The sequence below is a fragment of the Hoyosella rhizosphaerae genome, from assembly GCF_014643175.1.
Taxonomy (GTDB): Bacteria; Actinomycetota; Actinomycetes; order Mycobacteriales; family Mycobacteriaceae; genus Lolliginicoccus; species Lolliginicoccus rhizosphaerae.
This window is the reverse complement of record NZ_BMJH01000001.1, coordinates 398951-423611: the sequence shown is the minus strand read 5'-3', so window position 1 is coordinate 423611 and position 24661 is coordinate 398951. Positions and strand designations below refer to the sequence as shown.

At 59.1% G+C, this 24661-nt stretch carries 26 protein-coding genes; 11 read left to right on the top strand and 15 right to left on the bottom strand.

Going from position 1 to position 24661, the window contains the following annotated elements; translation table 11 throughout:
* Positions 1 to 17 precede the first annotated feature (17 nt).
* From IEW73_RS01875 to IEW73_RS01865, 3 genes are all read right to left on the bottom strand, one after another.
* Positions 18 to 875: a type IV toxin-antitoxin system AbiEi family antitoxin gene (locus IEW73_RS01875; RefSeq protein ID WP_188670127.1), complete on the bottom strand. Its 858-nt coding sequence runs from the start codon at positions 873 to 875 to the stop codon at positions 18 to 20.
* Between the two features lie 113 nt (positions 876 to 988).
* Complete coding sequence (locus tag IEW73_RS01870; RefSeq protein ID WP_188672733.1) at positions 989 to 1939, bottom strand: NAD(P)/FAD-dependent oxidoreductase; 951 nt, start codon at positions 1937 to 1939, stop codon at positions 989 to 991.
* Positions 1940 to 2135: 196 nt separating this feature from the next.
* Positions 2136 to 2927 carry a GNAT family N-acetyltransferase gene (locus IEW73_RS01865; protein ID WP_188670125.1) on the bottom strand — a complete coding sequence of 264 codons (792 nt, stop codon included), beginning with the start codon at positions 2925 to 2927 and terminating at the stop codon, positions 2136 to 2138.
* A 231-nt stretch (positions 2928 to 3158) separates the two neighbouring features.
* On the opposite strand from IEW73_RS01865, the gene IEW73_RS01860 reads away from it, so the two are divergent.
* A complete protein-coding gene (locus tag IEW73_RS01860) occupies positions 3159 to 3395 on the top strand; it encodes a hypothetical protein (protein ID WP_188670123.1) in 237 nt (78 codons plus the stop codon).
* A 128-nt stretch (positions 3396 to 3523) separates the two neighbouring features.
* Complete coding sequence (gene htpG, locus IEW73_RS01855; RefSeq protein WP_188670121.1) at positions 3524 to 5467, top strand: molecular chaperone HtpG; 1944 nt, start codon at positions 3524 to 3526, stop codon at positions 5465 to 5467.
* 44 nt (positions 5468 to 5511) lie between these two features.
* Here the strand turns inward: htpG and uraH are convergent, their stop codons facing one another.
* Positions 5512 to 5835, bottom strand: coding sequence for a hydroxyisourate hydrolase (gene uraH / locus IEW73_RS01850; RefSeq protein ID WP_188670119.1), 324 nt, complete (start codon positions 5833 to 5835; stop codon positions 5512 to 5514).
* A 72-nt stretch (positions 5836 to 5907) separates the two neighbouring features.
* Between uraH and IEW73_RS01845 the strand changes: the two genes are divergently transcribed.
* A complete protein-coding gene (locus tag IEW73_RS01845) occupies positions 5908 to 6141 on the top strand; it encodes a hypothetical protein (protein WP_188670117.1) in 234 nt (77 codons plus the stop codon).
* Here the strand turns inward: IEW73_RS01845 and IEW73_RS01840 are convergent.
* Positions 6138 to 7325, bottom strand: a complete 1188-nt coding sequence (locus IEW73_RS01840) for an FAD-dependent monooxygenase (RefSeq protein ID WP_188670115.1) — start codon at positions 7323 to 7325, stop codon at positions 6138 to 6140. The genes IEW73_RS01845 and IEW73_RS01840 overlap by 4 nt on opposite strands.
* 187 nt (positions 7326 to 7512) lie before the next feature.
* Here IEW73_RS01840 and IEW73_RS01835 point away from each other — a divergent pair, with 187 nt between their 5' ends.
* From IEW73_RS01835 to IEW73_RS01820, 4 genes are all read left to right on the top strand, one after another.
* On the top strand, positions 7513 to 8568 hold the full coding sequence (locus IEW73_RS01835) for a hypothetical protein (protein ID WP_188670113.1): 1056 nt from the start codon (positions 7513 to 7515) through the stop codon (positions 8566 to 8568).
* Between the two features lie 60 nt (positions 8569 to 8628).
* Positions 8629 to 9819, top strand: a complete 1191-nt coding sequence (locus tag IEW73_RS01830) for a peptidoglycan-binding domain-containing protein (protein ID WP_206050426.1) — start codon at positions 8629 to 8631, stop codon at positions 9817 to 9819.
* A 62-nt stretch (positions 9820 to 9881) separates the two neighbouring features.
* On the top strand, positions 9882 to 10493 hold the full coding sequence (locus IEW73_RS01825; protein ID WP_229675668.1) for an ABC transporter ATP-binding protein: 612 nt from the start codon (positions 9882 to 9884) through the stop codon (positions 10491 to 10493).
* Positions 10490 to 11785 carry an ABC transporter permease gene (locus IEW73_RS01820; RefSeq protein ID WP_206050427.1) on the top strand — a complete coding sequence of 432 codons (1296 nt, stop codon included), beginning with the start codon at positions 10490 to 10492 and terminating at the stop codon, positions 11783 to 11785. Before IEW73_RS01825 ends, IEW73_RS01820 begins: the two co-directional genes overlap by 4 nt.
* Positions 11786 to 11788: 3 nt before the next feature.
* Here IEW73_RS01820 and IEW73_RS01815 read toward each other — a convergent pair whose 3' ends face one another.
* Positions 11789 to 12115: a hypothetical protein gene (locus tag IEW73_RS01815; protein ID WP_188670109.1), complete on the bottom strand. Its 327-nt coding sequence runs from the start codon at positions 12113 to 12115 to the stop codon at positions 11789 to 11791.
* A gap of 189 nt (positions 12116 to 12304) precedes the next feature.
* Here IEW73_RS01815 and IEW73_RS01810 point away from each other — a divergent pair, with 189 nt between their 5' ends.
* Positions 12305 to 12781 (top strand): hypothetical protein, encoded by a 477-nt coding sequence (locus tag IEW73_RS01810; protein WP_188670107.1) that lies wholly within the window; start codon positions 12305 to 12307, stop codon positions 12779 to 12781.
* Here IEW73_RS01810 and IEW73_RS01805 read toward each other — a convergent pair.
* Positions 12774 to 14255 (bottom strand): amidase, encoded by a 1482-nt coding sequence (locus IEW73_RS01805; protein WP_188670104.1) that lies wholly within the window; start codon positions 14253 to 14255, stop codon positions 12774 to 12776. The two genes, IEW73_RS01810 and IEW73_RS01805, sit on opposite strands and share 8 nt — an antisense overlap.
* Positions 14256 to 14266: 11 nt before the next feature.
* On the opposite strand from IEW73_RS01805, the gene IEW73_RS01800 reads away from it, so the two are divergent.
* Positions 14267 to 14635: a hypothetical protein gene (locus IEW73_RS01800; protein WP_188670102.1), complete on the top strand. Its 369-nt coding sequence runs from the start codon at positions 14267 to 14269 to the stop codon at positions 14633 to 14635.
* A gap of 4 nt (positions 14636 to 14639) precedes the next feature.
* Here the strand turns inward: IEW73_RS01800 and ppc are convergent, their stop codons facing one another.
* The 4 genes from ppc to IEW73_RS01780 all read right to left on the bottom strand — a co-directional run bounded on the left by ppc (position 14640) and on the right by IEW73_RS01780 (position 18566).
* Positions 14640 to 17420, bottom strand: a complete 2781-nt coding sequence (gene ppc / locus IEW73_RS01795) for a phosphoenolpyruvate carboxylase (RefSeq protein WP_372433596.1) — start codon at positions 17418 to 17420, stop codon at positions 14640 to 14642.
* Between the two features lie 37 nt (positions 17421 to 17457).
* Positions 17458 to 17676, bottom strand: a complete 219-nt coding sequence (locus IEW73_RS01790; RefSeq protein WP_372433597.1) for an RNA-binding S4 domain-containing protein — start codon at positions 17674 to 17676, stop codon at positions 17458 to 17460.
* Positions 17677 to 17759: 83 nt separating this feature from the next.
* A complete protein-coding gene (locus IEW73_RS01785) occupies positions 17760 to 17951 on the bottom strand; it encodes a hypothetical protein (RefSeq protein WP_188670098.1) in 192 nt (63 codons plus the stop codon).
* A 147-nt stretch (positions 17952 to 18098) separates the two neighbouring features.
* Complete coding sequence (locus tag IEW73_RS01780; RefSeq protein ID WP_229675666.1) at positions 18099 to 18566, bottom strand: QcrA and Rieske domain-containing protein; 468 nt, start codon at positions 18564 to 18566, stop codon at positions 18099 to 18101.
* A 109-nt stretch (positions 18567 to 18675) separates the two neighbouring features.
* Here IEW73_RS01780 and IEW73_RS01775 point away from each other — a divergent pair, with 109 nt between their 5' ends.
* Complete coding sequence (locus IEW73_RS01775; protein WP_188670096.1) at positions 18676 to 18849, top strand: hypothetical protein; 174 nt, start codon at positions 18676 to 18678, stop codon at positions 18847 to 18849.
* 60 nt (positions 18850 to 18909) lie between these two features.
* Here IEW73_RS01775 and IEW73_RS01770 read toward each other — a convergent pair whose 3' ends face one another.
* Both IEW73_RS01770 and IEW73_RS01765 read right to left on the bottom strand, forming a co-directional pair.
* Positions 18910 to 19071 (bottom strand): DUF5302 family protein, encoded by a 162-nt coding sequence (locus tag IEW73_RS01770; protein ID WP_188670094.1) that lies wholly within the window; start codon positions 19069 to 19071, stop codon positions 18910 to 18912.
* 129 nt (positions 19072 to 19200) lie between these two features.
* Complete coding sequence (locus IEW73_RS01765) at positions 19201 to 19731, bottom strand: small multi-drug export protein (protein ID WP_188670091.1); 531 nt, start codon at positions 19729 to 19731, stop codon at positions 19201 to 19203.
* 187 nt (positions 19732 to 19918) lie between these two features.
* On the opposite strand from IEW73_RS01765, the gene IEW73_RS01760 reads away from it, so the two are divergent.
* Positions 19919 to 20650: a hypothetical protein gene (locus IEW73_RS01760; protein WP_188670089.1), complete on the top strand. Its 732-nt coding sequence runs from the start codon at positions 19919 to 19921 to the stop codon at positions 20648 to 20650.
* Positions 20651 to 20657: 7 nt separating this feature from the next.
* Here the strand turns inward: IEW73_RS01760 and IEW73_RS01755 are convergent, their stop codons facing one another.
* Entirely contained in the window at positions 20658 to 22400 is a 1743-nt protein-coding gene (locus IEW73_RS01755; RefSeq protein ID WP_188672721.1) for a patatin-like phospholipase family protein, read from the bottom strand.
* Positions 22401 to 22462: 62 nt separating this feature from the next.
* Positions 22463 to 24619: a transglycosylase domain-containing protein gene (locus tag IEW73_RS01750; RefSeq protein ID WP_188670088.1), complete on the bottom strand. Its 2157-nt coding sequence runs from the start codon at positions 24617 to 24619 to the stop codon at positions 22463 to 22465.
* Between the last annotated feature and the right edge of the window lie 42 nt (positions 24620 to 24661).

Sequence of the window (24661 nt, the reverse complement as noted above, 5' to 3'; positions counted from 1 at the left end):
TGTGCACACAACCGCTATCAGATTGGAGCGCCGGCGGCACGGAGCGTGCTAGTGATCTGGTTCAGCAACATGTCTGGCTGCCGAACCATCCCACTGATTACACGGATCACCAGCCACCCAGCCTGCATATACGCGTTCGCCCGCAACGCGTCACGCCGCGCCTGCACCGGGTCGTCGAAATGGTGCGCACCTTCGTATTCGAGGGCCACCTTCCAATGCGGCCAAGCCAGATCCGCACGGCCGATGAATCCGCCTCGGTGATCGAGAACCACATACTGTGACACCGGGCGAGGCAGTGCAGCGTCGATAATGAGAAGTCGAAGGTGAGTTTCGCGCGGTGACTCTGCACCGGCATCCGACAGTTCGATTACCCGGCGCAACCTGCGTATTCCCTTGTATCCCGGCCGCGACTCAGCCCACGTGCGCAAGCTAGCTGGGGACAGATTCGTGGCCTGGTATAGCGCGTCAACCAACGGAATTGCTTCGGCCTCACTGAGTCGGCGTGCTAGATCAAACGCCGTGCGCGCGGGAGTGGTCACCCGCATTCCGGAGCGCACGGCAACATCCTGCGGCACCACCAAGTCTCTATGCGCGATGAGGCCCTTAACTCGCACAACCTTATTGACCACGATCTCGGGTGGTGCCTCTTCTGGTAGCCACTTCACCCGCCATACCGCCGCGGCGGAAACACCTGACAGGACACAGTTGCCGTCGGCCCACAACCAAGCCGCACGGGCTTTCAACTCCTGCGTCACCGGGGCCGACTTGTCGGCATACACACCGTCAAACAGCCGCCGGTACTTGCGCCCCGCGGCGTAGTGCGGGATGGAACGACAGGCCGACTTGAATGGTGTCCGCGGGTCGAAATGTGTCATGCCCCGTTTTGACGCATGCGACGCCGCTAGGGATTCCGTGCGCTCAGTTGTGTGCGCAAACTCGCACAATTACGGGTGCTTAACCGCGAGTTTGTGCACACGACCGACGGGTTCTAGCGCCTGTACTGCGCAACAGCTGCGAGCGTGTCCGAGTGAACGAGGTCAGCGTTGATCTGCGCTGCTGCCGCCGCCCCTGCCGCGGCCGATGCGCCCACTTGCGCCATCAGATCGGTGACGTTTCCCGCAGCCCACACATCGGGGACCTCGGTTCGGCCCATCGCATCCGTCGGAATGAACTCGCCCATGCCTGACGGGTGTTCTTGAGGTTGCAGCCCCAACGCGTCGAGGAAATTCGCCCGCGCCACCATGCGCGTCGCGACGACTACTACCTGGCGTTTGATGACTGTGCCGTCGTGGAGTCGCACGCCCGAGATCGCGTCGTCAACAACCTCTACCCCGGCAACGAGGTCTGGCACCGTAGTGATCCCGCGCGCCGCGAGCTGCTCGGCCTGTTCAGCAGGGAGTTGCGTCCCGTTGAGGAAGACGACAACGTCGTCGCTGAGCTGGCGGAACATCAATGCTTGGTGCACTGTCATCGGACTGGTTGCCAATACCCCGATTGCTTGATCGCGCACTTCCCAGCCGTGGCAGTACGGGCAGTGAATAACGTCGCGGCCCCATCGTTGCCGCAGGCCCGGTATATCGGGAAGCTCGTCGGTCAATCCTGTGGTTAGCAGAATTCGGCTGGCTCGGACCGACCTGGTGTCCGACAGTTCGACAACAAAATCCTCGTTATCGCGTTGAACCCTGGTGACTGTTGCCGAAACAATGTCGGCGCCGTACTGTTCCGCTTCAGCGCGCCCCAGGGCGAGCAGGTCGCTGGGCGGCATTCCTTCGCGCCCGAGTAGGCCATGGATGCCGTCCGCGGGTGCGTTTCGTGGTTCGCCCGCGTCGATCACGACGACTGAGCGGCGCGCTCGTCCCAACATGAGTGCCCCATTGAGCCCAGCGGCACCTCCACCGATGACCACTACGTCGTAGCGGTCGAGCACCTGATTTCCCATCATTTCCTCCCCATATCGAATATCTCTCGATTGTGAGGGAGCCCTAGCCAATACGGCAACACTATTTGCTGTTATGGCAACCTGAACCCGCGGCAGACCCCGCGTTTGAACAAGGGGACACAACTCTGACTTACCTACCGGAAGCCCCGGGCATGACAGTGAGCAGGGCGGATGGCGCGTGCACCCGCCCAGCCGGTTAGCCGCAGGTCTGCGATTGGGGAATCACCTCGGCTGTACTGGAGGTGATGTTGCTGGAGGTTTGAGATGGATCAGGATGTGGACGGTGGCGTACCTCAAGCGCCCCGCCTGCCTGGCTGTCAAATGCCGAAACGCGGTTCACCAGGTTGTGCCGGACTGTTGGCCAGTCTTCGGCGACGATGGAGAACAGCACTGTGTCGCGTACCGTGCCATCAGGCCTGCGGGCGTACCGCCGCTGAGTGCCTTCGTACATCGCGCCGAGTCGAGTGATCGCAAGCTGTGAGCGGGTGTTGCGCGTATCGGTGCGCAGTTCGACGCGGCCAACATTGAGGTGGTCGAATGCGGTCGACAACAGCAATAGCTTCGTTTCCGGGTTCACCGCGCTACCCCACACTTCGGGGGCGTATAGCGTTCCGCCGATCTCGACCCTTGCGTCGGAGACGGAAGCGTTGACGAATGAGGTCATTCCGACGACTGACCCGGCGAGTACACCCCGGTATTCCTGCACAGTGCGAACAACCCATTGATGCCAGTTCGGGAGCTCGGCGCGGGCACGGAGTAGGGCCTCCAGGTCGTTGGCAGTTTGTGGTCGTGCGATGGGCATGAAGTTCCACACGTGTTGATGGTCGAGCGCCGCAAACAGGGCCGGAGCATCTACGTCGGGACGTAGCGGGGACAGTTGAACCACTGCCCCGTGTAGGTGTGTGCCACTCGGCAATGGCCAGACCATGTCGGGCCACGGAGTGTCCACCGGCCGTGGATCAGCCACCGGCACGAACGGAGAAATCATGCGATTAGTATGCAATCTCCGCATCAAAAAACAAGACCAATACGGCGTGTTTTTCTGACGCGCCGCGGAGTTCTTACCCTTGTCGCAGATCACGCCGTTTACCTGCGGTTCCGCGGGGTACTTCACCTCAGTTAACGGGACACAAAATGAAGGTAGCGAAACCCTCTTCCGCAACTGCGTGGGCTGTGGAACGATCATCTTGGTACGACACCACGGCGCGAGGAGAATCTGATGGCTATCCAACGACGAATCGTGACGGCAATCGCCGGATCAGCACTAGCTTTGGGTCTCGGAATGGCAGCACCGGCGATGGCTTCGGCCAACTCCCCCGCCCGCGACCTTCCTGGCGCGACACCGGCGCACATGGTGTTGATCCCGTACTGCGAGGAGTCATCCTTGCCGTTCTTCGGTCCAATCATTATTTGCCACACGCTTTTTGGTGATCTGACGTTCTCGCGCCCTTGGTGAGGGTTGACTTGTACGAACCGTGATTCCACCGTTTCGCGCACGGCGTTAAGTTGGTGTGCGTTTTTGTCGGGCACAGATTGTAAAATTTTGCCGTTGTTGCCCGTATAACGTGTGGAAAGGATTCGTCCGTGAGCACCCAGGTTGAAGAACGTGAGTTTCAGGCAGAGGCGCGTCAACTTCTCGAGTTGTTGATTCACTCTGTTTACTCGAACAAAGATACGTTTCTTCGGGAACTCATTTCGAATGCGTCGGATGCACTCGACAAGGCGCGCCTGGAGTCATACCGCAACAAAGATCTCGACATTGACACCTCTGATCTGCATATCGAGATCACGCCGGACAAGGACGCACGCACTCTCACCGTGCGTGACAACGGCATCGGTATGTCCAAGGACGAAGTGGTCACTTTGATTGGCACACTCGCCAAGTCCGGCACCGCCGAGTTGCGCCGCGCTCTCGCTGAAGCAAAGAACAGCGAAGTCCCCAGCGAATTGATTGGTCAGTTCGGTGTTGGGTTTTATTCAACATTCATGGTTGCGGACAAGGTGACCATGGTGACGCGGAAAGTTGGCGAGACGACGGCAACGCGTTGGGTGTCCGAAGGCGCGGGCACTTACACCATCGAAGACGTAGAGGACGCTCCGCAGGGTACGTCGATCACGTTGCACTTGAAGGACAGTGACGACGACGATCATCTCTTTGACTACACAGCCGAGTGGAAAATTCGCGAGATCGTCAAACGCTATTCGGACTTCATTTCCTGGCCAGTCCGGATGGACAAAGAATCTACCGTCGATGAGGAGACCGTTACCGAAACAGTCACCCTCAATTCGCAGAAGGCTCTGTGGGCTCGCCCCAAGAGTGAAGTGACGGACGAGGAGTACGCGGAGTTTTACAAGCACGTCAGCCACGCATGGGATGAGCCTCTTGAGGTCATTTCCATGAAGGCGGAGGGCACTTTCGAGTACCAGGCGCTGCTGTTCCTGCCTACGCATGCGCCGCATGACTTGTTCACCCGCGAACACAAGCGCGGTGTTCAGTTGTACGTCAAACGCGTGTTCATCATGGACAACTGCGAAGAACTGATGCCGCAGTACCTTCGGTTCGTCAAGGGAGTTGTTGATGCGCAGGACCTCTCGTTGAATGTGTCGCGTGAGATCCTCCAGCAGAACCGGCAAATCTCCCGGATTCAGAAGCGACTCGTCAAAAAGGTCTTGTCCACCATCAAGGACATGATGGCGAATGAACCCGAGAAGTACCGCACGTTCTGGGGTGAATTCGGCCGAGTCCTCAAAGAAGGGCTGCTGTTTGACGTAGACAACCGCGAGACACTTCTTGAGGTGTCGTCGTTCGTGTCCACGCGCAAACAAGAAGACACGGAAGACGAGCAGAACCGGTGGACAACACTGCGCGAATACGTCGACCGTATGAAGGACGGCCAGGACCGCATCTACTACATGACGGGGGAAACTCGTCAGCTGGTGGAAAACTCACCGCACATGGAAGCGTTCCAGGCCAAGGGGTTGGAAGTGCTGATCTTGACGGACCCTGTCGACGAGATGTGGGTGGAGTCGGTCCGGGAGTTCGACGGCAAGCAGTTCCACTCCATCGCCAAGGGTGACGTTGATCTCGACTCCGAGGAAGAGAAGGAGGCCGACGAATCCGACCGCGAACAACGCGAAAAAGATTTTGCTGAACTTCTCAACTGGATGAAGGAAACCTTGACTGAGGACGTCAAGGATGTTCGGTTGTCGTCACGCTTGACGACCTCGCCAGCTTGCCTCGTTGGTGATGACTTTGACATCACCCCTGCGCTGGAGCGGATGTACCGTGCCTCCGGTCAACCGGTACCGCACATCAAGCGGATTCTGGAAATCAACCCCAACCACCCGTTGGTGACGACGCTGCGGACTCTCCACTCCCGCGACGCGGAGGGCAATAATGTGAAGGCGACCGCCGAGTTGCTGCACGGTATGGCGGTACTAGCTGAGGGTGGCGAGTTGAAGGACCCAGCCGGGTTCACGAAGGTGCTTGCGGACACACTCGCGAACACCATCGGCGGCGAAAGCTAGCGGCCTTGGAGTTCTGGTCCCGCCTTATGCGGCGGGGCCAGCGGTCAGCTTCCTCGGTAAGTGGTGTAGGAGTACGGCGATACGAGAAGTGGTACGTGGTAGTGCTTGTGTTCGGGAAGCACCACTGACACCACAATTTCGGGGTTAAATGCCTGCACCCCGCGTGCGGAGAAGTACGGCCCCGTTCCGAATACGAGGCGGAAAACGCCGGTCGGTAAATCATCGCCTGCTATGTCGCTGACGCGGCCGTCGCCGTCAGTGACAACGGAGGCGATTTCGGCGCCGTCCTGCGCTTGGAGAACGACAGTGACCCCTGTAGCTGGTAGCCCCTGTGTGGTGTCTAATACGTGAGTACTGATCGTCGCCACCGGTAGTCACCTTCCTGTCACGAACTAGAATTAAACTCACACAGTAACGGACGACACCACGCAGGGGGCTCCATGAAGCGAAGTAGTTTACGCCGTGCGGCGGTCACGGGAATGGTCGCGGCCGCGCTGGCAGTTACGGTTCCAGGTGTTGCTGCAGCAGATCATCAACCAAATCGGCCGTTGCCGTACTGCGAGATGCTGCCGATGATTTTGATATACCCGCCGCCGCCAACGACCATCGCCTGCTACACCCCGTGGGGCGACTTCCGGTTCTTGCTACCTCCGGGCACCGTCTGGCCGTTCTAACGCGTTGGTACGTCCCTCGGTACTTCCCATTGTGCAATCCGTGACATCGCGCGTTGGGCAAGGATTGGCGGGGTGAGCCACACAGCGGCATTGCGTGCACGGTTTGTGATTGGACCGCGGGCGCGAATGCCGATTTGCGCCGCCAGCGCGGTGGCTCGTGCAATCTGCCGCGCCCGCGGGACCCGCAGGGTGTCATACGTCCGCAAAGCACTCTCCACTGACGCACCTGCAGACGTATCGGCCGGACCAAGCAGTGCGGCAAGTGTGGCCGCGTCTTCGAGCGCCTGGCAGGCACCTTGCCCTAAAAATGGCGGAATCGCGTGGGCCGCATCGCCCAGCAGCACAACTCGCCCTGACACAAACGACTGCGGTTGTTGACGAACGTGAAAAAGGTCGTGATGCACGATGTCGTCGGGCGCGCTGGCAGTCACGATGTCTGGGATCGGTTGGTGCCAACTTCCGAACCGGGTGAGCACTTCGGTGCGATGGTTCGGATAGGTTATCCCTGGTACCGAGTGAGTGGCTGCGTACCAATAGGTGCGGCCGTCCGCGAGTGGGACGATCCCGAATTCTGATCCTCGACCCCACGATTGTGTGAGGGGATAGTCGTGTCCGGGCCGGGTAGCTGAGATTCCGCGCCACGCTGTGATGCCGGTGTACTCCGGCGGACTGACCATCGGCCAGAGGATTCGGCGCGCAGTTGAGTGGATGCCGTCGGCGGCGATGATGACATCGGCGGTTTCTTCGACTCTGTCTACGCGAGTTGTGTTCCCGCCTATCTCGATGGTTGCGCCACCAATTGGGCTGAGGTGCAGGACTCGAGCGCCCGTGACGATAACGTCTTCAGGCAATGCACCCCTCAAGGCATTGTGCAGTTCCGCTCGGTGTACGGCACGGAACTCCTTGCCGTTAAGGCCATCGTCTGAGATGTCTTGGCGGGCAAGCCATCGCCCAGTGTCGGTTCGTATGCCCCCAGATATTGTCCGGTGCGCGACAGGCATCGCGGACAGCACGCCGAGGTACTCAAGGGCGGTCAGCGCATTGGGGAACAGACTGAGGCCAGCGCCGACTTCGCCGAGGTGTTGCGACTTTTCATAGACTTTGACGTCCCAGCCCAACCGATAGAGTCCGACCGCGGTAGCTAGACCGCCGATTCCCCCGCCTACCACTAGCGCTTTGGCCACTGTGATCACTCCTTTTTGGGGCAATATTACCTGCGCTTAGGGGCTTCTGGATTGCTCTGTTGTTCAACTCTCAACGACCCCGTATTTCGTGCACACCGTAAAGCGCTATTCATTTTCTTAAACACACGGGCGATTTGGGTGTTTTGCTTGCGCTGCACAATGCCATTGGCCATGTTAGGAATATGAAATGACTTCCTTTCGCACTCGTAAGTTCACCGTTCCCACATTTCTGATCGTGGGCACACTAGCTCTTGGCGCTTGCTCTAACAGTAGTGATGATGTTGCCGCAGAATTTGATTCGCCGCTAGCGGACAAGTTGGGACAATTCGCACCGCAGTTCGGCCACCCCTCTTTTCGGTTCACGGGAAGTGGCACGTTCGAAATGTCCGAGTCCGATCTTCAGCAGCAGCAAGCTATTGAAAATGCGATCGCGGAATGTATGTCCCAAGAGGGTTTCGAATATATTCCAAACGCCCAGGACTATACCGAGATGATGCCACCTGAACTGCAGGACGCATTTTCGCTTGACACCGCTGCTTTTGTCGACAAATACGGTTATGGGTTTACCACGCTTGATGTTGATTTCGACATGGATGAGGCGATGGCCCAAGACCCGAACACGGCGATTGTGGACTCGCTGTCAGAATCGGAAACTGAAGCCTATTACGAGGCACTTTTTGGTCCGATGGACATGCCTGATCCAGCCATGCTCGACGACCCAGCAGCATCGGATGCGGCAGATGAAGCATTCAAGGAAAGCTGCCATGGCCGCGCTCTGAGCAGCGAGTTTGGTGACATGGAGGCGTTTGACGAACTCGGCTCTGAAATGTGGAATCTCAACGAACGGATCCTGACCCGACCCGAGATTGTTGAGGCACAACGCGAATGGGCATCGTGTATGGCTGATGCGGGCTTCCCGGAGTATTCACAGCTCAATGATCCATCCGATGATGTGCAGCAACGATTCCAAGCCGCCAGCGGAATGCCTGACATCGAGAGCTTCGACGTTGAGTCCTTTGATCCTGAAGCGTTTGATGCCCAGATGTCCGGCTCAGAACCAGACGAGGCTGAATTGCAAGAGCTGAAAGAGTTCGAAATCGATGTTGCCCGCGCAGATCTGAACTGCTACACCGAGCACGTCCAGGACGATTTTCGTGCAGCTCAGCTTGAGGTTGAGGAAGAGTTCATCGCCGCTAACAGTGAGCAGCTCGACCAGCTTCGCGAACAACTCGGTGTCAACTAAGCAAGTCGGCTACACGGGGGGAAGAACGTGGGAAGCTCACGTAAAAATACGGTATTAATCGTGGCTTCAATCGCGGTCCTAGCGCTGGTCGTCGGGCTCGTGGCAGGCATGCAGATTACGTCTCCTGCTGATGCCGCGAGCCGAACGGCACCTCCGGACGCAACCGACGTTGCGGTACCGGTGGAGCGCCGCGCACTGGTCAATCAGGTTGTCGCACGGGCTGATGCGTCGTTTGAGGGGGCCATCGACGTACTGATCGAACCGGGCGAGGCCGGCGCCAAGGCAGTCGTTACTGGCCAGGTGCCGGAGGCCGGCGATCAACTTAATGAAGGTGCCGCTGTCCTGGAGGTTGTGGGGCGTCCCGTCATTGCACTTGAGGGTGAACTTCCTATGTACCGGACCTTGAGCCCTGGTATGCGGGGGCCAGATGTGCTGCAACTGGAGCAAGCATTGTCACGCCTTGGTTTGAATCCCGGGTATATCGACAATGTGTACACCGGTGACACCGCCCGGGCTGTCGCTGGTATGTATCAAAGGATCGGGTACGCAGCGCCGCCGATGAGTCCGGATATCGAAGCTGAACTCGACGCAGCCCGGCAGGCTGTTCGTGAGGCGGAACGAATGGAGGATGCGGGCGACGTCTTGGACGAAGCTCGTGCGCGCCTTGGCGAAGCTCAGGCCCAGGCTGGGACTCCGTTGCCTATCTCGGAGGTGCAGTACTTCCCCACCCTGCCCCGCCGTGTTGACGACGTGAAGGTGCGGCGCGGCGACGTTCTCGAATCGGCCCCAGTGATGACGGCCAGCGGGGCGGACATGGTGCTCACTGCTCGCATCAATGACGTGTCGGGTGAACTCATCGCGGAGGGTGACGAGGCGATTTTTGATCTTCCGCGAGGTGGAACAGCCACGGGTACCGTCACTGATGTTCGGGACGCATCTGGGAGTGGCGGCTACGAGGTGTCAATTGAACCTGGTGAGCTGACGCCGGAGCAGGTAGATGCATTGCGCGGCAGCAACGTGCGGGTCACTATCCCGGTGGCCAGCACCGAAGGTGAGGTGCTCGTGGTGCCGTTGGCTGCGCTCACAGCCGGACCCGGTGGAGAGTCCCGCATTGAACTACAGGACGATGACGGTGTCACCACGTTAGTTCGAGTGAATGTTGGTTTGTCGGCACAGGGCTTCGCCGAAGTCACACCAGCTGAGGGCGAACCACGATTCGACGCTGGTGATCTTGTGGTGGTCGGCCGGTGACTCCGGTGGTGGATATGGACTCGGTGGGACGCTCATTTCCGGGCCCGCCGGAGGTGGTCGCCGTGCGGGAGGTGACACTGCGTGTAGATCAAGGCGAATATTTGTCCATCGTGGGTCCGTCGGGTGCTGGAAAATCGAGTTTGCTCAATCTGTTGGGGTTGCTTGACCGCCCTACGACTGGCACGTATCGGCTTGATGGCGTTGATGCTGGCGGCCTTTCTGAGGGCGAGAGGGCTGCGCTGCGTAGTCACCGGATTGGGTTCGTGTTTCAGAGCTTCCACCTGATCCCTCGCCGCTCGGTGACTGAAAACGTGGTCATGCCGATGCTGTATCAGCGCATCCCGCGTCTTGACCGCCTCAGTCGCGCCGAAGCAGCGTTGGAGCGGGTGGGGTTGTCGCACCGGATGCACGCTGAACCGACCACGTTGTCGGGTGGCGAGCGTCAACGCGTCGCAATCGCGCGGGCGCTGGTAACCCAGCCGAGTTTGCTGCTGGCGGATGAGCCCACCGGCAACCTCGATGGCGACAATGCGCACGCTGTGATGGAGCTGTTTGACGAACTCCATACCGCTGGTTTGACGGTGGTGGTGATTACTCACGACGAGAGCGTGAGTGCACGGGCGCAACGACGGGTGCAGATCACCGACGGCACCCTGCATGAGGTGGCAGCATGACCGTTGATGACATGTTCGCGACGGAACGTGTTCGACCACCGAGTCGGTGGAATCGACTCACATCTAGGCTGGCTCGTCGCCGTCACACCGGGATTGCGGTCCGTGATCTTCTGGACGAGGCTGTCGCCGGGGTTGCCGCACGGCCTGGCAGGTTTGCACTCACGACACTTGGCACTGTGGTTGGCATCGCGGCTCTCGTAACGACGATTGGACTAGGCCAAACAGCGTCGGGGCAGATTTCGGAACGCTTCGACGCGGCAACGGCTACGCGCGTGGTTGTTGAACCCATGGAACGGCCCTCGCGCGGCGGTGAGGTGCAGGCGATGGTCCTCCCTTCGGATAGTGAACAGCGCGTTCTGCGCCTCGCCGGTGTGGAGTCTGCAGGGCTGTACACGCGGGTTGATATCGGTGACGAGACCATCCGGAGCGTTCCGATTGTGGATCCGTCCGCACCCCCGATGACGGCTCTTCCTGTCGTCGCTGCGTCCGCGGGTCTGTTTGACGCCATGCAGGTGTCGGTGTCTGCTGGTCGAGTGTTTGATTCGGGTCACGACGAGCGGGCCGATGATATCGCTGTTGTCGGCAAGTATGCGGCGGAACGGTTGGGCATCAATCGGGTCGACACTCAACCTGCGCTGTTTATCGGGGAACGCCCGTTCACCGTTGTGGGCATCATTGACACTGTGTCTGGGCGGGCTGATCTGCAAGATTCGGTGATCATCCCGCACAGTACGGCGCAGCGTGAATTTGATATCAGCGCACCCGCAGCCGTTGAGATCCGAACTCAGCTTGGTGCCGCCCATCAGGTTGGTAAACAAGCGGGCGTCGCTATCAACCCGAATGATCCAGCGCTTGTTCAGGTCAGTGCTCCTCCCTCCCCGAGCGCACTCCGTGCTGGGGTGACGACGGACATCAACGCCCTGTTTCTTGCACTTGGAGTTGTGGCGCTTCTTATCGGCGCAGTCGGGATCGCGGCCGTAACGCTCCTCTCGGTGGCTGAGCGCACGTCCGAGATTGGTTTGCGTCGCGCTGTGGGAGCAACGCGACGCTCGATCGCTGGCCAGTTCCTATGCGAATCGGTGATTGTCGGAGTTTTGGGGGGTCTGATTGGGTCTGCTGTGGCTGTGCTGAGCATTGTGGCGGTGTCGGCGGTCCGTGATTGGACGCCGTTGCTCGATATGCGGATAGCGCTCGCAGCACCTCTGATCGGCGCGGCTGTGGGAGCGATAGCCGGGGCGTACCCGGCGTGGCGGGCCGCAGCAGTGGAACCGATTGATGCCTTGCGCGGGTAGTTTCTATCGTCGACGCAGCGCGCAAGCTGAGAGCTCATCATTGACACGGGTGATGACGGGGCACAACCCATCGTCGGCACGTACCCAGCTTGTCCCGACGCTGTGGTTTTTTTGCGCGTCTTCCAGGCGATAACGAGCCAGTCGTTCGCTCAACTCTGGTAGATCATCACGAGGCGTGCCTGCAAGATCTGAAATGCAACCGCTGAGGACACGAGCTATGACCCGTGGCGAAAAGTCGACGTTGAAATCGACGCTGAGTCGTTGTGCGCAAGCTACGCACGATTCACACGGCGACGTGAGCTGCGTCGACTTCTCTTTAGTAACTGCCATGGTCGCTCCCATCAGACGAGGTTTCTCGACCTATTAAGCCAGTGAATCCGCAACGGCTATAGGGACTAAAGTCCCTATGCGGGCAGCATGTGTCACATGGTCGTATCGGCTAGGTTTGAGCATGACGGTGGTGCGCGTCAGATAGGTTGACTGCGGCCCCCAGAAAGCGGACGCCAGAAGGGATGGACCATGCCGAATGCCCGCGACGAAGAGGTACTGCGGTCTGCTGTGGTGCGCGGACATTTGCAGCGACTTCGCCACGCGTTGGCCGGTGTGGACGAATCCCAACGTGCGGAGATGCTTCTCGATGAGGCCGAGAGGGTGTGTGAAGTTGTCGCCAGCAGCGGTGTTGATATTGACGATGACCGGGCCGTCGCGGCTGTGTTACGACAGTCAAACCCTGACAGCCTGTCTGCACCTGAGGTGTCGAAGCGCCCGAAGAGCGCACCCATTCATGCACCGGCCAAATTTGCCATCATCATCGGCGTGGTTGCGTGTGTGTTCGCGATGCTCGTCCCCGTCGGTGGCGGCCTGCTCGGCGGTGTCGCCGTGATGCTGGCTGTTCGTCTCGGTTTGACCACCTCAAGCCCGCGTTCGTTGGTGGTCACTGCCGCCATTTTCGGAATCGGAGCAATAGCGTTGGCTGTGTGGCTTATTTCTATATAGGTGGCGTTTTGTGCGCCCAGGGCCGTGCGTGCTCAATCTGGGTTGCTAAGGCTAGTAGTAGCCCTTCGCTTCCGGTGTCCCCCACAAATTGCACACCCAGCGGTAACCCTTGCGGGGTCCAGTACGTCGGTACGGTCATCGCGGGCCTGCCGGTAACGTTCGCTAGCTGTGTGAAGGGGACGGCGGACATGCTTTCCAATGCGTGTTTACGCCACAGCGACGTCTTCGCTACCCTGTCGACCTGGCCTAAACGCACCAGCGCTTTCACACCAGCCTCGAGTGCGCGCGGGGTGTCAAACTCCCCTATCGGCCAGGCTGGACGCGCCGTGGTGGGAGTCAGTAGCAAGTCGTACTTGCCGTGAAACTCAGCGAGTGCGTGCCCGTGTGCTCCGCGCCGGTCAAGTGTTTGGTGGTATTCGGCTGCGCTGATGTTCCTGCCGACCGCAGCAAGAACGTGTGTGTCCGGTTCAAATTCTGCTGTTGATGCACCAGTCTTTGTCCGAATATTCGCCATTGTGGCTGCGGCGTGAGTTGCGAACAAGGTGAGGAAGTCCCGGGCAAGTTGATGCCCGTCGACGCTCGGACGGGCCGGTTCCACCTGGTGCCCTAAGGCGGTGAGAAATTCTACCGCATCCATCACGGCGGCTACCGCTTCTGGGTCAACGGGGGTACCAATCGGTGAGTCGACGCTGAAACCAATACGCAGTGGTCGCGGTGCTTGCGCGGCGAGTGTGGCAAACGGTGTGTCTGGAATCGAAACCTTATAGGACCTGCGTGGATCCGTTGGTCGGGACATGACGTCGAGCATCGCGGCAGAGTCACGGACGGATCGTGAGACCACACCGTTGACGGACGCCCCGTGCAGGTACTCGTCGTAGTAGGGGCCGTCGGCAACAATCCCACGGCCTGGTTTGAGCCCAAAGAGGCCGCACAGAGAAGCCGGGATCCGAATCGAACCCCCGCCGTCATTGGCACCCGCTACCGGCACGATACCGGCAGCTACGGCGGCCGCGGAACCGCCCGACGAACCACCGGGGGTGCGCGAGAGGTCCCATGGATTGCGGGTAATGCCGCCTGTTTTGGGTTCGGTGACGCCCTTCAGCCCAAATTCTGGGGTGTTCGTTTGACCAAAAATCACCAGCCCGGCGTCGAGCCACCGCTTCACAATCGCACTGTGCTCATCGATTGTTTTGTCCTGTAAAGCGCTAGTCCCCTCTCCTGACGGCATCCCCGCGTACTCCTGCATCAGGTCCTTGATGAGGAAAGGAACACCAGCAAACGTACCGGTGAGGCGTTCGGTGCAGCGTCGCCTCGCGATACCCATCATGGTGCGGCGCAATGCCCCAAGCGATGGATCAACGGTATCTGCGCGCGCGGCTGCCACGTCAAGCAGTTCGCGCGGGCGCACCTCTCCCGCCCGAACAAGAGCGGCCAAGGATGTCGCATCGTGGCGACGGTAGTCCTCAAACTGCACAAAGTCTCCTCATGCCATGTCGCACTAACTGTGGTGTACTCACCATCATGGCCGAACAACTGTTGTACGACGATGGCTTGGTCCAGCTCAGTGACACGGGAGTGACTTTACGCCGCTACTACTTCCCCACCGGTGCTGCCAAATACATTCCCTATACCCGCATTGTTCGGGTCGGTTCGCGGCGCATGGGTTGGCTCACAGGGAAGGCTCGCGGGTGGGGTTCCGGGGGCACAAACGTGTGGATGCCTTTCGACCCTGACCGCCGCAGAAAATCTACTCTCGTGATTCTCGACGTTGACGATCTAATCAAGCCTGCATTCAGCCCTGCGGACCCACAGCGGGTTCTCGCTCTACTGCGAGAAAAAATCACTACCCATTAGTGCATTACCCGCTGTTGCGTAGCGCCGTCGCCAAACCGTTCATCGTCATGTGGATGGCCCGGCGAACCAGCGCACTGTCATCTCCCGAGCGATACCTCGTCAGTAATTCCACCTGCAGGTGATTAAGCGGTTCGAGATAGGGAAACCGGTTGTGCACTGAACGCTGAAGTTGAGGGTTATCGCCAGCAAGATCGTCGTAGCCGGTGATCGCTTTGTACATCTCCACGGTGCGTGCGTGCTCGTCTCGTAGCTTTCCGTACACCAGGTCGCGCACTGCAGTGTCCGGCACAAGGTTCGCGTATCGACCAGCTAGCCCAATGTCGGACTTGGCCAGAACCATCGCCATGTTTGATAGGACGGAATGGAAAAACGGCCAGCGTCGATACAGATCTGTCAGCTGTGCTAGTCGTTCGTCACTGTCGCCCACCCATTGCTGCAGTGCCGTGCCCGTGCCGTACCAGCCGGGCAACATGACACGTGATTGAGTCCACGACAGCACCCAGGGAATGGCGCGTAGGTCGCTGAGCGAGTTCGTTGCCTTCCGGCTCGCTGGGCGACTACCGATGTTGAGGGATCCAATTTCCGCCAGCGGTGTGGACATGCGGAAATACTCCAAGAACCCGGGTGTGCGTTGCACCAGGTCTGCGTACGCATCGCGGGACATGTCTGCGAGTTCATCAAGAATCGTGTAGGCGTCGTCAGCGTCGTCGCCCAGTCCTTCGACGTCAAGGAGTGTCGATTCGAGCGTTGCCGAGAGCAAGCTTTCCAAATTGCGACGAGCCAGGCCAGGTTCGGCATATTTCGCCGCGATCACTTCGCCTTGTTCGGTGATGCGCAACGATCCCCGCACTGCCCCGGGAGGTTGTGCCAAAATGGCCTCGTAACTCGGTCCGCCGCCGCGCCCGACCGTACCCCCGCGCCCGTGGAATAACCGCAACCGGATTCCGGTATCACGGGCCGCGGCGACGAGGTCCAGTTCGGCTTTGTACAGTGCCCAGTTGGCGGTGAGATAGCCGCCGTCCTTGTTGGAGTCGGAGTAACCCAACATCACTTCGTGCCGGTTGCCCCACGCCCGCACGACCTGTTGGTAGACCGGTATTGCGAGAATTTCGCGGAGAATGTCGGCACCGCCGCGAAGGTCGTCGATCGTTTCGAACAGCGGGATTATCTGCATGCTGCAGGTCGGACCTTCGTCAGCGTTGCCGGGGTCAAAGATGCCGACTTCTTTGAGGAGCACCGCAGCTTCGAGCAGGTCGCTGACTGAGGAGCACATGCTGACGATGTAGTGCGGAACCGCATCTGGGCCAAGTTCTTGATTGGCCGTTGCTGCGGCACGCACAATGCCAAGTTCGCTAGTGGCGAGGTCAGATAGCGTGGCATCTGGTCGGGTCAGTGGCCGTCTCGTCGACAGCTCCGCAACAAGAACATCAACCCGCTCGGATTCGGACAGGCCACGATAGTTCTCGTGCACACCGGACCACGCCAACAGTTCAGCGACGACGGTTTCGTGAATGTCCGAGTTTTGCCGCATATCGAGCCCACTGAGGTGAAACCCAAACGCCTGCACTGCTTCCCGTAGCTTTTCCAGACGATCGTCAGCAAGAATCCCATCACTGTGGCCACGCAACGACGCGCTGATCTCGGAGAGGTCTGCAAGCATCTCCTCAGGCCGTAGGTACGGCGGGAGGTTCGAGTCACGACTGTGCGGCGGAATCTCATCCAACACCTGGCGGGCGGTGGCTGTTAGGCGGGCCGCTATGCCGTTGATGGCGCGGCGGTACGGCTCATCTGACCGGAACGGCGAATCGTCGCCCGATGCGTCGGCGAGCGCCGCCACCTCAGGGGTGACCGTGACGAGACGATCCGACATCGACAATTCTTGTTTCAGATCGGAAAGCTCCGCCAAGTAGTACGACATGGCGGTGAAGGCGGCACGCCGCGTCGCAGTCCGCACAACGTCAGCAGTGACAAACGGGTTGCCGTCCCTGTCACCACCCACCCAAGACCCTGTTCGTAGGATTGGTTGCGCGAGTAACTCCGCGTTGGGCCACCGACGCCGCAGTTCCGTTCGAATTTCAGCATTCAAATCGGGAATGACATCAAACAGCGACATGTCGTAGTACCGAAGCCCAACATCAATTTCCGTCTCCAGCCGGGGACGCGTCAACCGGATCACCGCTGTTTGCCACAACGTCAGGATTTGACGCCGCAACGCTAAGTCGATGTCGTCGCGTTCGTCATCCTCAAGTCCGGTGCGGTTGCGTTCCCGCATGAGAGCCGTGATGCGTTTGATGACCTCGAAGATTGTGCGGCGCCGCGTCTCCGTCGGATGCGCAGTGATGACGGGCGAAACTAACGCCCCATCGAGCAGCTCGGAGACCTTCTCTGCCGAGATGTCTGCGTTGTCGAGTTTGCGATACGTTGCCGCAAGAGTGCTGTTCTGTGGTGGCTCGCCTGCCCTGCGATGAATCTGCCTGCGACGTTCGCGATGCAGATCTTCAGCAAGATTTGCGAGCAACGAAAAATGGCTGAACGCCCGGATTACAGGGATAGCGTCGGCAGGGTCAATCCCGTCAAAGAGTTCCTCGAGTTCGGCACGATCAATCTCAGACCGACGCAATCGAAACGACTCAGTGCGGGCCTTTTCCACGAGATCGAATATGCGATCGCCCGCTTGTTCACGCACAACATCGCCAAGAATGCCGCCCAACAGGCGGATATCTTCCCGAAGCGGTTCTGTCGCTTCGCGCGGGGTTTTCGAGTTTTCTGTCGCGGCAACCATCATCACAGTATTGCCGCAAAATCACCGTACTGCTTGGTTGCTAGGCGATCTCGGACACGACTCGTACAGTTTCGTCCCCAATTCGCACGAGGTCACCGTGCCGCAATTGCCGACCACGACGGAAGTCGATTTCCCCATTGACTTCCACTTCACCGTCGCTGATATTCGCCTTCGCGTCGGCCCCAGAATCAATCAGGTTGGCGAGTTTCAAGAACTGGCCGAGACGGATCGATTCGTCTCTAATAGTTACATCACGCATGGGCGTCATCATGTCACACAAAACAGGCCTTCCCTGCACGGCGAACTGCGCACAAGGAAGGCCCGTCATCCTGCGGCTATCGGCTAGATAATGCTGGCGCTCTCGAGGTTGTCGAGGTCGTAGTCCAAACCAAAGTCGACGTCAGCGATTGGCGCTGAGCCATACGGGACTGTCAGGCTGTTGATGAGGTCAACCTGCTCCTGGAAGAAAAACTCCAACCAGATTGGCAAGATCATGCCCATCGTGTCGAGCATCGCAAGTTCCGGCATGTCCATGCTGTGTCTCCTTGTTGTGGCTATCGTGTTCGCAGTTACTGTAGGCCACAACACTTCACTGCGCACGATGTCGAAAGTGGTGCACTCGAATCGCGACCAAAGCGATGCCTACAGTTATCTCTGGGCCACCGACCTAAAGGGCCACCTTTATTGGGCCAGGACGATCGATGTGCCATTCAGCGAAATCTGACGAGGCCGTAACCCGGAAGTTGCGGGGCCCGCGATCCGGCTGCCGTCGAGTTCGAACCTGGAATCGTGACAAGGGCAGACGATACGGCCGTCTTCTGGTTCTTGGACCATGCACCCCTGGTGGGGGCATACCGCAGAGAAAGCGAAAAAGTTTCCTTCTGAAGGCTGCGTAATTACGACTTGTTCAGCGAAGAGGACGATGCCACCACCAACAGGGACGTCCTCGACATTTGCGATAGCGAACCCGTTTTCCTCGGCTTGCCCGTCAGGGTCGAAGGTCGCCGGGGGAAGTGATTCAACGTCGTCGGCTCCGCTGCCAGTTCGGCCACAGCCTGCCACCATAGTTCCGGCGCACAACACACATGCAGTCTTGATCGCTTGCCGTCGATCCATGCCCGATACCTCCGATGTTGTGCCCGCGCCCACAGCACAACAGTAACGACACATTGTGAGTGCGACCACAAACGGTGTGTTTCAATTACGTGAAGCGCACAGAGCGCTCACGCCTGATTCGTGCAGAACCCTAGGAGCCTTAATGCCTGACTTTCTTGCCAACATTCTTGCCGGAAGCCTAGGTGGCACGGCACTCGGACTTGGTGGGCTGTTCCTCGGCATCGCCGGTGGGTTTGCTGGCCCGCAGGTGCTCGAAGCCATCTTGCCACTGCTCACCGATGTTGACCTTGACTCATTGATGATGCTGATCCCGTAATCTGACAAAAAAAACTGGCCGCAGCGTTGAAGACGCTGCGGCCAGTGCTGTTTTGTTGGGTTATCCACCGCTCTTGCGGCGGAACATCGAACGCGTGCCTTCCGCCCGATGTGCTTCATTCGCTTTGCCTGAACCGTGTGGACTGTTGCGATGCGGATCAGAGTTGTGGGCGTCTTTGTGCGCGAGTGCTTCTTCAAACTTTTTGCGCTGTTCGTCGCTCATCTTTTTGCCTTGTGCCGCCATAATTTCCTACTTTCCGTAAGGAAGTGATGATGTGAGTCTTCCACTATCGGACGGAATTTAGCTACTTATTTTCCAACTCCACAGACCACGGCTCAGCAAGCTCCACGATTACCCGACGCCGAACGCGCTGAGCCCACCAAGGGTGACCGCTACGGCGATGATCGACCACACAACGGTGGCGACACCAATCCACAAGAATGCGACCCGCGCTGTGACACCCATTCCGACGGCAACAACTGCCGAAAGTTGGGTACCGAGCCCGATGGGCCCCAGCACGGCGAGCGCAGGCATCCCCCATCTGTTGATGACATTCTCGATCTGGGTGCGGCGGCGGGACTTAACGGGATGATCCATTTCAGCGGACCCCCTGTCGGGTGCGCTTGCGGAGTCACCGGGGTCGCTAGCAGCCTGGTGGGCCCTACGCCGTTCTTTGCGGGCAACCCACCATGCGCGAAGGCTTTCCCCGAACCATGCGGCGATAGCAACGGTGAGGAGATTGCCCGTCACTGCCGCAATGAATGCCACCGCTGGATTCATGCCTGCGACGATGGCGGCAGGAATGACGATGATTGCTTCGAGCCATGGTGCCGCACCACCGATAAAGACACCGGCGATCGCGGCGAATTCTGTCCACAACATTGTTAACCTCCACCGCAAACTATACCGACCAGACGGTTAACAACAATGTGAGCTTAGTCGCCCGCCCAACCCTGAGCCCCGCCCAACACTGAGCCTCGCCGACCGGTGACCCTCGCCGTCAGGTGCCCCTCAGTAGGATCACAATGGCAGGCACACCACACACTTCCATTCGCACCACGAGGACGGCATGCGCATATCCAAGCCAACACCACCCGCACACACAGCGCTTGTCGGCGCAGTCCTCGCCGTCACAATTGCCACTACTTCATGTTCCGCGCCCAATACGTCACCCACCGAACCCGCTACACCATCGCCGACTGTCGAAGTCCCGACCCCGCCGACCACACCACCCACAACCGCGCCAACGGCCCCGACCACCCCTGTCGAACCACCCCTTGACGAAGTAGTCTTCGAAGGCACTTACACACTGTCGGTCGGCCCCGCAGGCACCATCACGGTCGACGTGGCACCGGACAACATCACCCTGCACAGCACTGCACTAAATCAAGGTTGGAGCATTCACGACTTCGACGAAGACGGAAATGAATTCGACATCGAAATTCGAAGCGACAGCAGCACCATCACCTTCGAAATTGAAGTTGAAGACCGGCAGTTCGACACAGACCTCACGCTCCGAGGCCCTGCCCCCGACGCACCACAAACCTATCCCCTCGGCGGAGCAGGGTCCATCACTGTGGAAGTTGATGACCGACGCCTAACCGCCACCACCGTCAGCGTGGCTGATGACTGGACCGCACGAGGGCACGACATCCGTGGCAATTCCCGAACCATCAACATCGAATTGCGGCACAACACCACGCGCCAATCGGTGACATTCGAGGCAGCAACGCGGGGCGACGACCTCATCGTTGAGATCGCGACGCGCACACAAGCCATACGCATCAGCCACCAGAACTAGCGTTCGGTCACTCGTCCTCGACCATCCTGGGTCGCGGTGCGAACATATCCGTTCGATTCCTCCGCGCCTTATCCGACAACCGGGCTGCCACCGCCCGAGTGCGAGCGAGGACCTTCGACATCGATCGAGCACGCGGCCGTGATTCCGAAGTGATCGTCACCGGTCCACGCATAACCTTCGGCGGACCATCACCGTCCCACCACACCGGTTCAGTGAGACGCTTGATCATCGGCAATGTTTGTCGCACCGACGCCGCACCCCAGCCGATGGAACGATCCATCGCATCTGACGATGCCGCCAACGTCAACGCTGACAGGGTGGGACTGAAACGAACCACGCAATCGGCGTACGGTGCGTTGCGCACCATCTGCACTTGAATAGATTGAGTGATCGGAGCCATCCACAAATGTTTCGGGTTCCACTGCGGATGGAAGCAATCCCAACCGTAAAAGCACGCGTTCCGGGTACCAAGCCTTCCGTCCTGAACCCGACGCCAAGCCAGTTCGATTGGAACATTGCTCGCAGCGACACCGTCGATCAACGCACCTACATCTTTAACGGCCATCAACTCGTCGAGCAGCGGCACCATGCGCGGATCACTCGACTCGTGGTGGAGCACCCCCGGGATCGCGGAGGAGAAGCTCGCCGCATCCACCACATTCAGTCCCGCTGTCAGATCATCGGCGCCGAGCACAATCGGCTTAACAACTCGTGTGTCGAAGAAGGCGGCAGCTTGCCACATCCGTGCCGCAACTGCATTGCCGATCCCCCACCGAGTGCGTGGCATCGTTCGGGTGCGAAGCGCATCAAGCTCGGTGCGACGAAACCTGGCAGGCAACCGATCAAAAGACTGCTTACGCACTCCGGCTACTACCGTTTCGAACGGAATGTCAAGATCACGCAACTGCATGGGCTCACCGTCTTCGCGGCGAAACAGGTCGTCAGCGAACTGGTCGAAGTGCAGCGAAAAGAGTCCCGTCAAACCGTGCCGCCGACGCAATCTCGCTTTGCCAAGGATCCCTCGGTAGGTGACAGTTTTAGCCCAATCGATGTAGTCGTCGACCGGAACCGGCAATGAGCGTGCAACAACACTGCCAACGATGCTCCCAAACGACGTCGTCAGCATGTAATCAGGCGTGAGGTCATTCTCAACGAGGGTGCGCATCCCGCCGAGGTACACGTACCCAGCGCCGCCACCACCACCCATCACGCAAACCAGCGCCTTGTAGCCCACCTCGGCGTCCAGTTCTTCACGTGAAAAATCATTGCTAAACCGTTCGACAAGCGACTCCCTGGCCTCATCGAGGTGATCCTTCAGCGCCGGGAGAGCCTGCTTCGCATTGATCAACCGCTTTTTCGTGTCCGGTTCTGTCCGCAGCGCATCATGAAGTTGCGAAAGGACGCGAGCGCGGAACCCCCGCACTTCGTCAGTGACATCCACGTCGCCGCGCCCCTTCGAACCCCCAGGGCCTGCCGCGCCAGGTTCAAAGACGGTAAGGCGCGCAAACGACACGAGATATCGCAGCTCACGAAACTCGCGCCGAGTGAGAACTTCAGGGTGTTCAACGTCGCCTCGGGCTAGAGCGGCTTCCATATGCTGCAATGCCAAAACCGGGTTTCGGCTTGGCAGGCTCACATCTTCCGGGGCTTCGACAACATCATCGAGGGATTCCGGATCAAATCCGAGTGCTTCCGGTGCGTTCTCATCCCCATCACCGGGCCGGATTCGGATCACGCCACGTTTCGCCATGATGGCAAGTGTCGCTGAGCTCACCACAGTATGTGAGCCAGTTCATTAAAAACGCAGCAGGTTTACCGCACCGGCAGTGGGATACGAATGCCTGGAAAGATTTCGACCTCCTGGAATTGCGGCGGCGGAGGTAGTTGCGGAATCTGAACTTGCGGCGGCGACACTGGACTTGGTTGCGACGGAGATTGACGCTGCGGTGCCCGCTGCACAGGCGCTGGCGGCTCATAGGTGGGCACACCAGCCTGGCCTGCAATGGGATCTGGCCACGGGAAGGATTCCACTTCAGTGCCAGATAGTGCGCCGTCCATGGTGTTTTTCCAGATCGACGACGGCAATGTTGAGCCGTAGATGCTTGACCCCCAGCGGTTGAGGATCGCTTCCGAGTTCTCCGACCCAACCCACACAGCGGTCGACAGCGATGGGGTGTAGCCCACCATCCATGCATCCTTGTTCAGACCCGTATCGCCGAGCTGGGTGGTACCCGTCTTCGCTGCGGACGGACGACCTCCGGCAAGGCTGTTTCCACGGGAGTAAGCCGCAATGGGAAGCATCGCTTGCGTCGCGTTCTCCGCGACGGCTTTCTCGATACGTTGCTCACCCTCAGATGCTGCGCGTTCGTAGAGCACTTCGCCATCTGCGGCGACGACGCGTTGCACAAAGTACGGCTCGTGGTAAATACCCGACGCGGCGAGTGTGCCATATGCGGACGCCATATCGATGGGGCGAACTTGGTATTGGCCGAGAACAATGCCTGTTTCCGGTGCCCCGCCATCCTCAGAGAGTGACTTGCCCGGTAGGCCCGGGATCTCCGCGGGTATACCCGCGGCGTGCGCGGCATCAGCGATCTTTTGTGCGCCGTTGCTCATCGACAACGTGAGACGGTAATAGCTTGTATTCAGCGACCGTTTCAGGGCCTCCGCGATGTTGCACACCCCGCACGATTCGCCTGCCACGTTGGTGATGCGCAAATTGCCAATGTTGACGGGTGAGCTGTCGTAGCGAGCAGACAGTGGAATGCCCTCCTGCAACGCCGCGACAAGTCCGAACACCTTGAATGAAGATCCTGTTTGCAGCGGAGCTTGCGCAAAGTCGTACCCTTGGCCCTGCGGGCCACCGTAGTACGCCTTGACTGCGCCGCTTTGGGGATCGATCGACACCACGGCAGTGCGCAATCGCTCTGGTTCCCCGGTCATGATGTCGCTCACGGCGGTCAACGCGGCATCCTGCGCCTTGGGGTCAATGGTGGTGACGATTCGGACGCCACGAGTATCCAACGCTTCCTGATCCACCCCGACACGCTCTAGCTCCCGCACCACCTGGGCACGAATCAAACCCTCGTTGCCGGTGGCAGCGTTGGGGTCTGGCACCTGGTCGAACGGCAGAATGGTGGGGAAAACCATGTCACTGCGCTCAGACGGTCGCAGTGCGTTCATTTCCACCATGCCGTCAAGAACATAGTTCCATCGGGCCCGAAGAGCGTCAGAGTCATTGGCATTGTCTAGCGCAGATGGCCGAGTAATTACCGCGGCAATGACGGCGCCTTCCTCCACGGTGAGATCAGCGAGAGGCTTTCCAAAATACGACTGCGCAGCGGTCGCGATCCCATAGGAGTTACGACCGAAGTAGATGGTGTTGAGGTACGCCAGCAACACGTCGTCCTTTGACCATTCTCGTGCCATCCGAGCTGCCAGGACAAGTTCCCGCCATTTGCGCTCAAGGCTGCGATCTGAACCCACGACCGTGTTCTTGACGTACTGCTGAGTAATGGTCGACCCACCGCCGGCGTCTTCTCGGCCAGTAATGTTGTCGCGCGCGGCGCGCACAAAGCCACGAACCGAAAAGCCAGGGTTTTCGTAAAAGGTTCGATCCTCTGCGGCCAGGATCGCGGTACGCACGTGGACCGGAACATCATCCAGTGTCACATTGACTCGATTGCCCTCAGCAGATGCCATCCGCGAGATTACGGTCGCGTCATCGGCAGCAACAATTGTGGCGATTTGGCTGTTCCGTAAATCAGCCGGATGCGGCACTTCCGAGTTGTAATAGCTGTACCCAAACAATGCTGCGGGGACCACCAGGAAAACGATCAGGAGCAGCAACAACGTACGTCTAATGACACGGCCACGTGAGCGCTTGCGCCCCTGCGGCCGTTTTCCACCGTTTTGCTTATTTTGTCCAGCGCCGGATCTCTTCGGCTTCCCGGTGTGGTCAGAACTCACAGTCACATTCCTTCAGAGCCCGGTTCGATGCCGAGGTCGCAA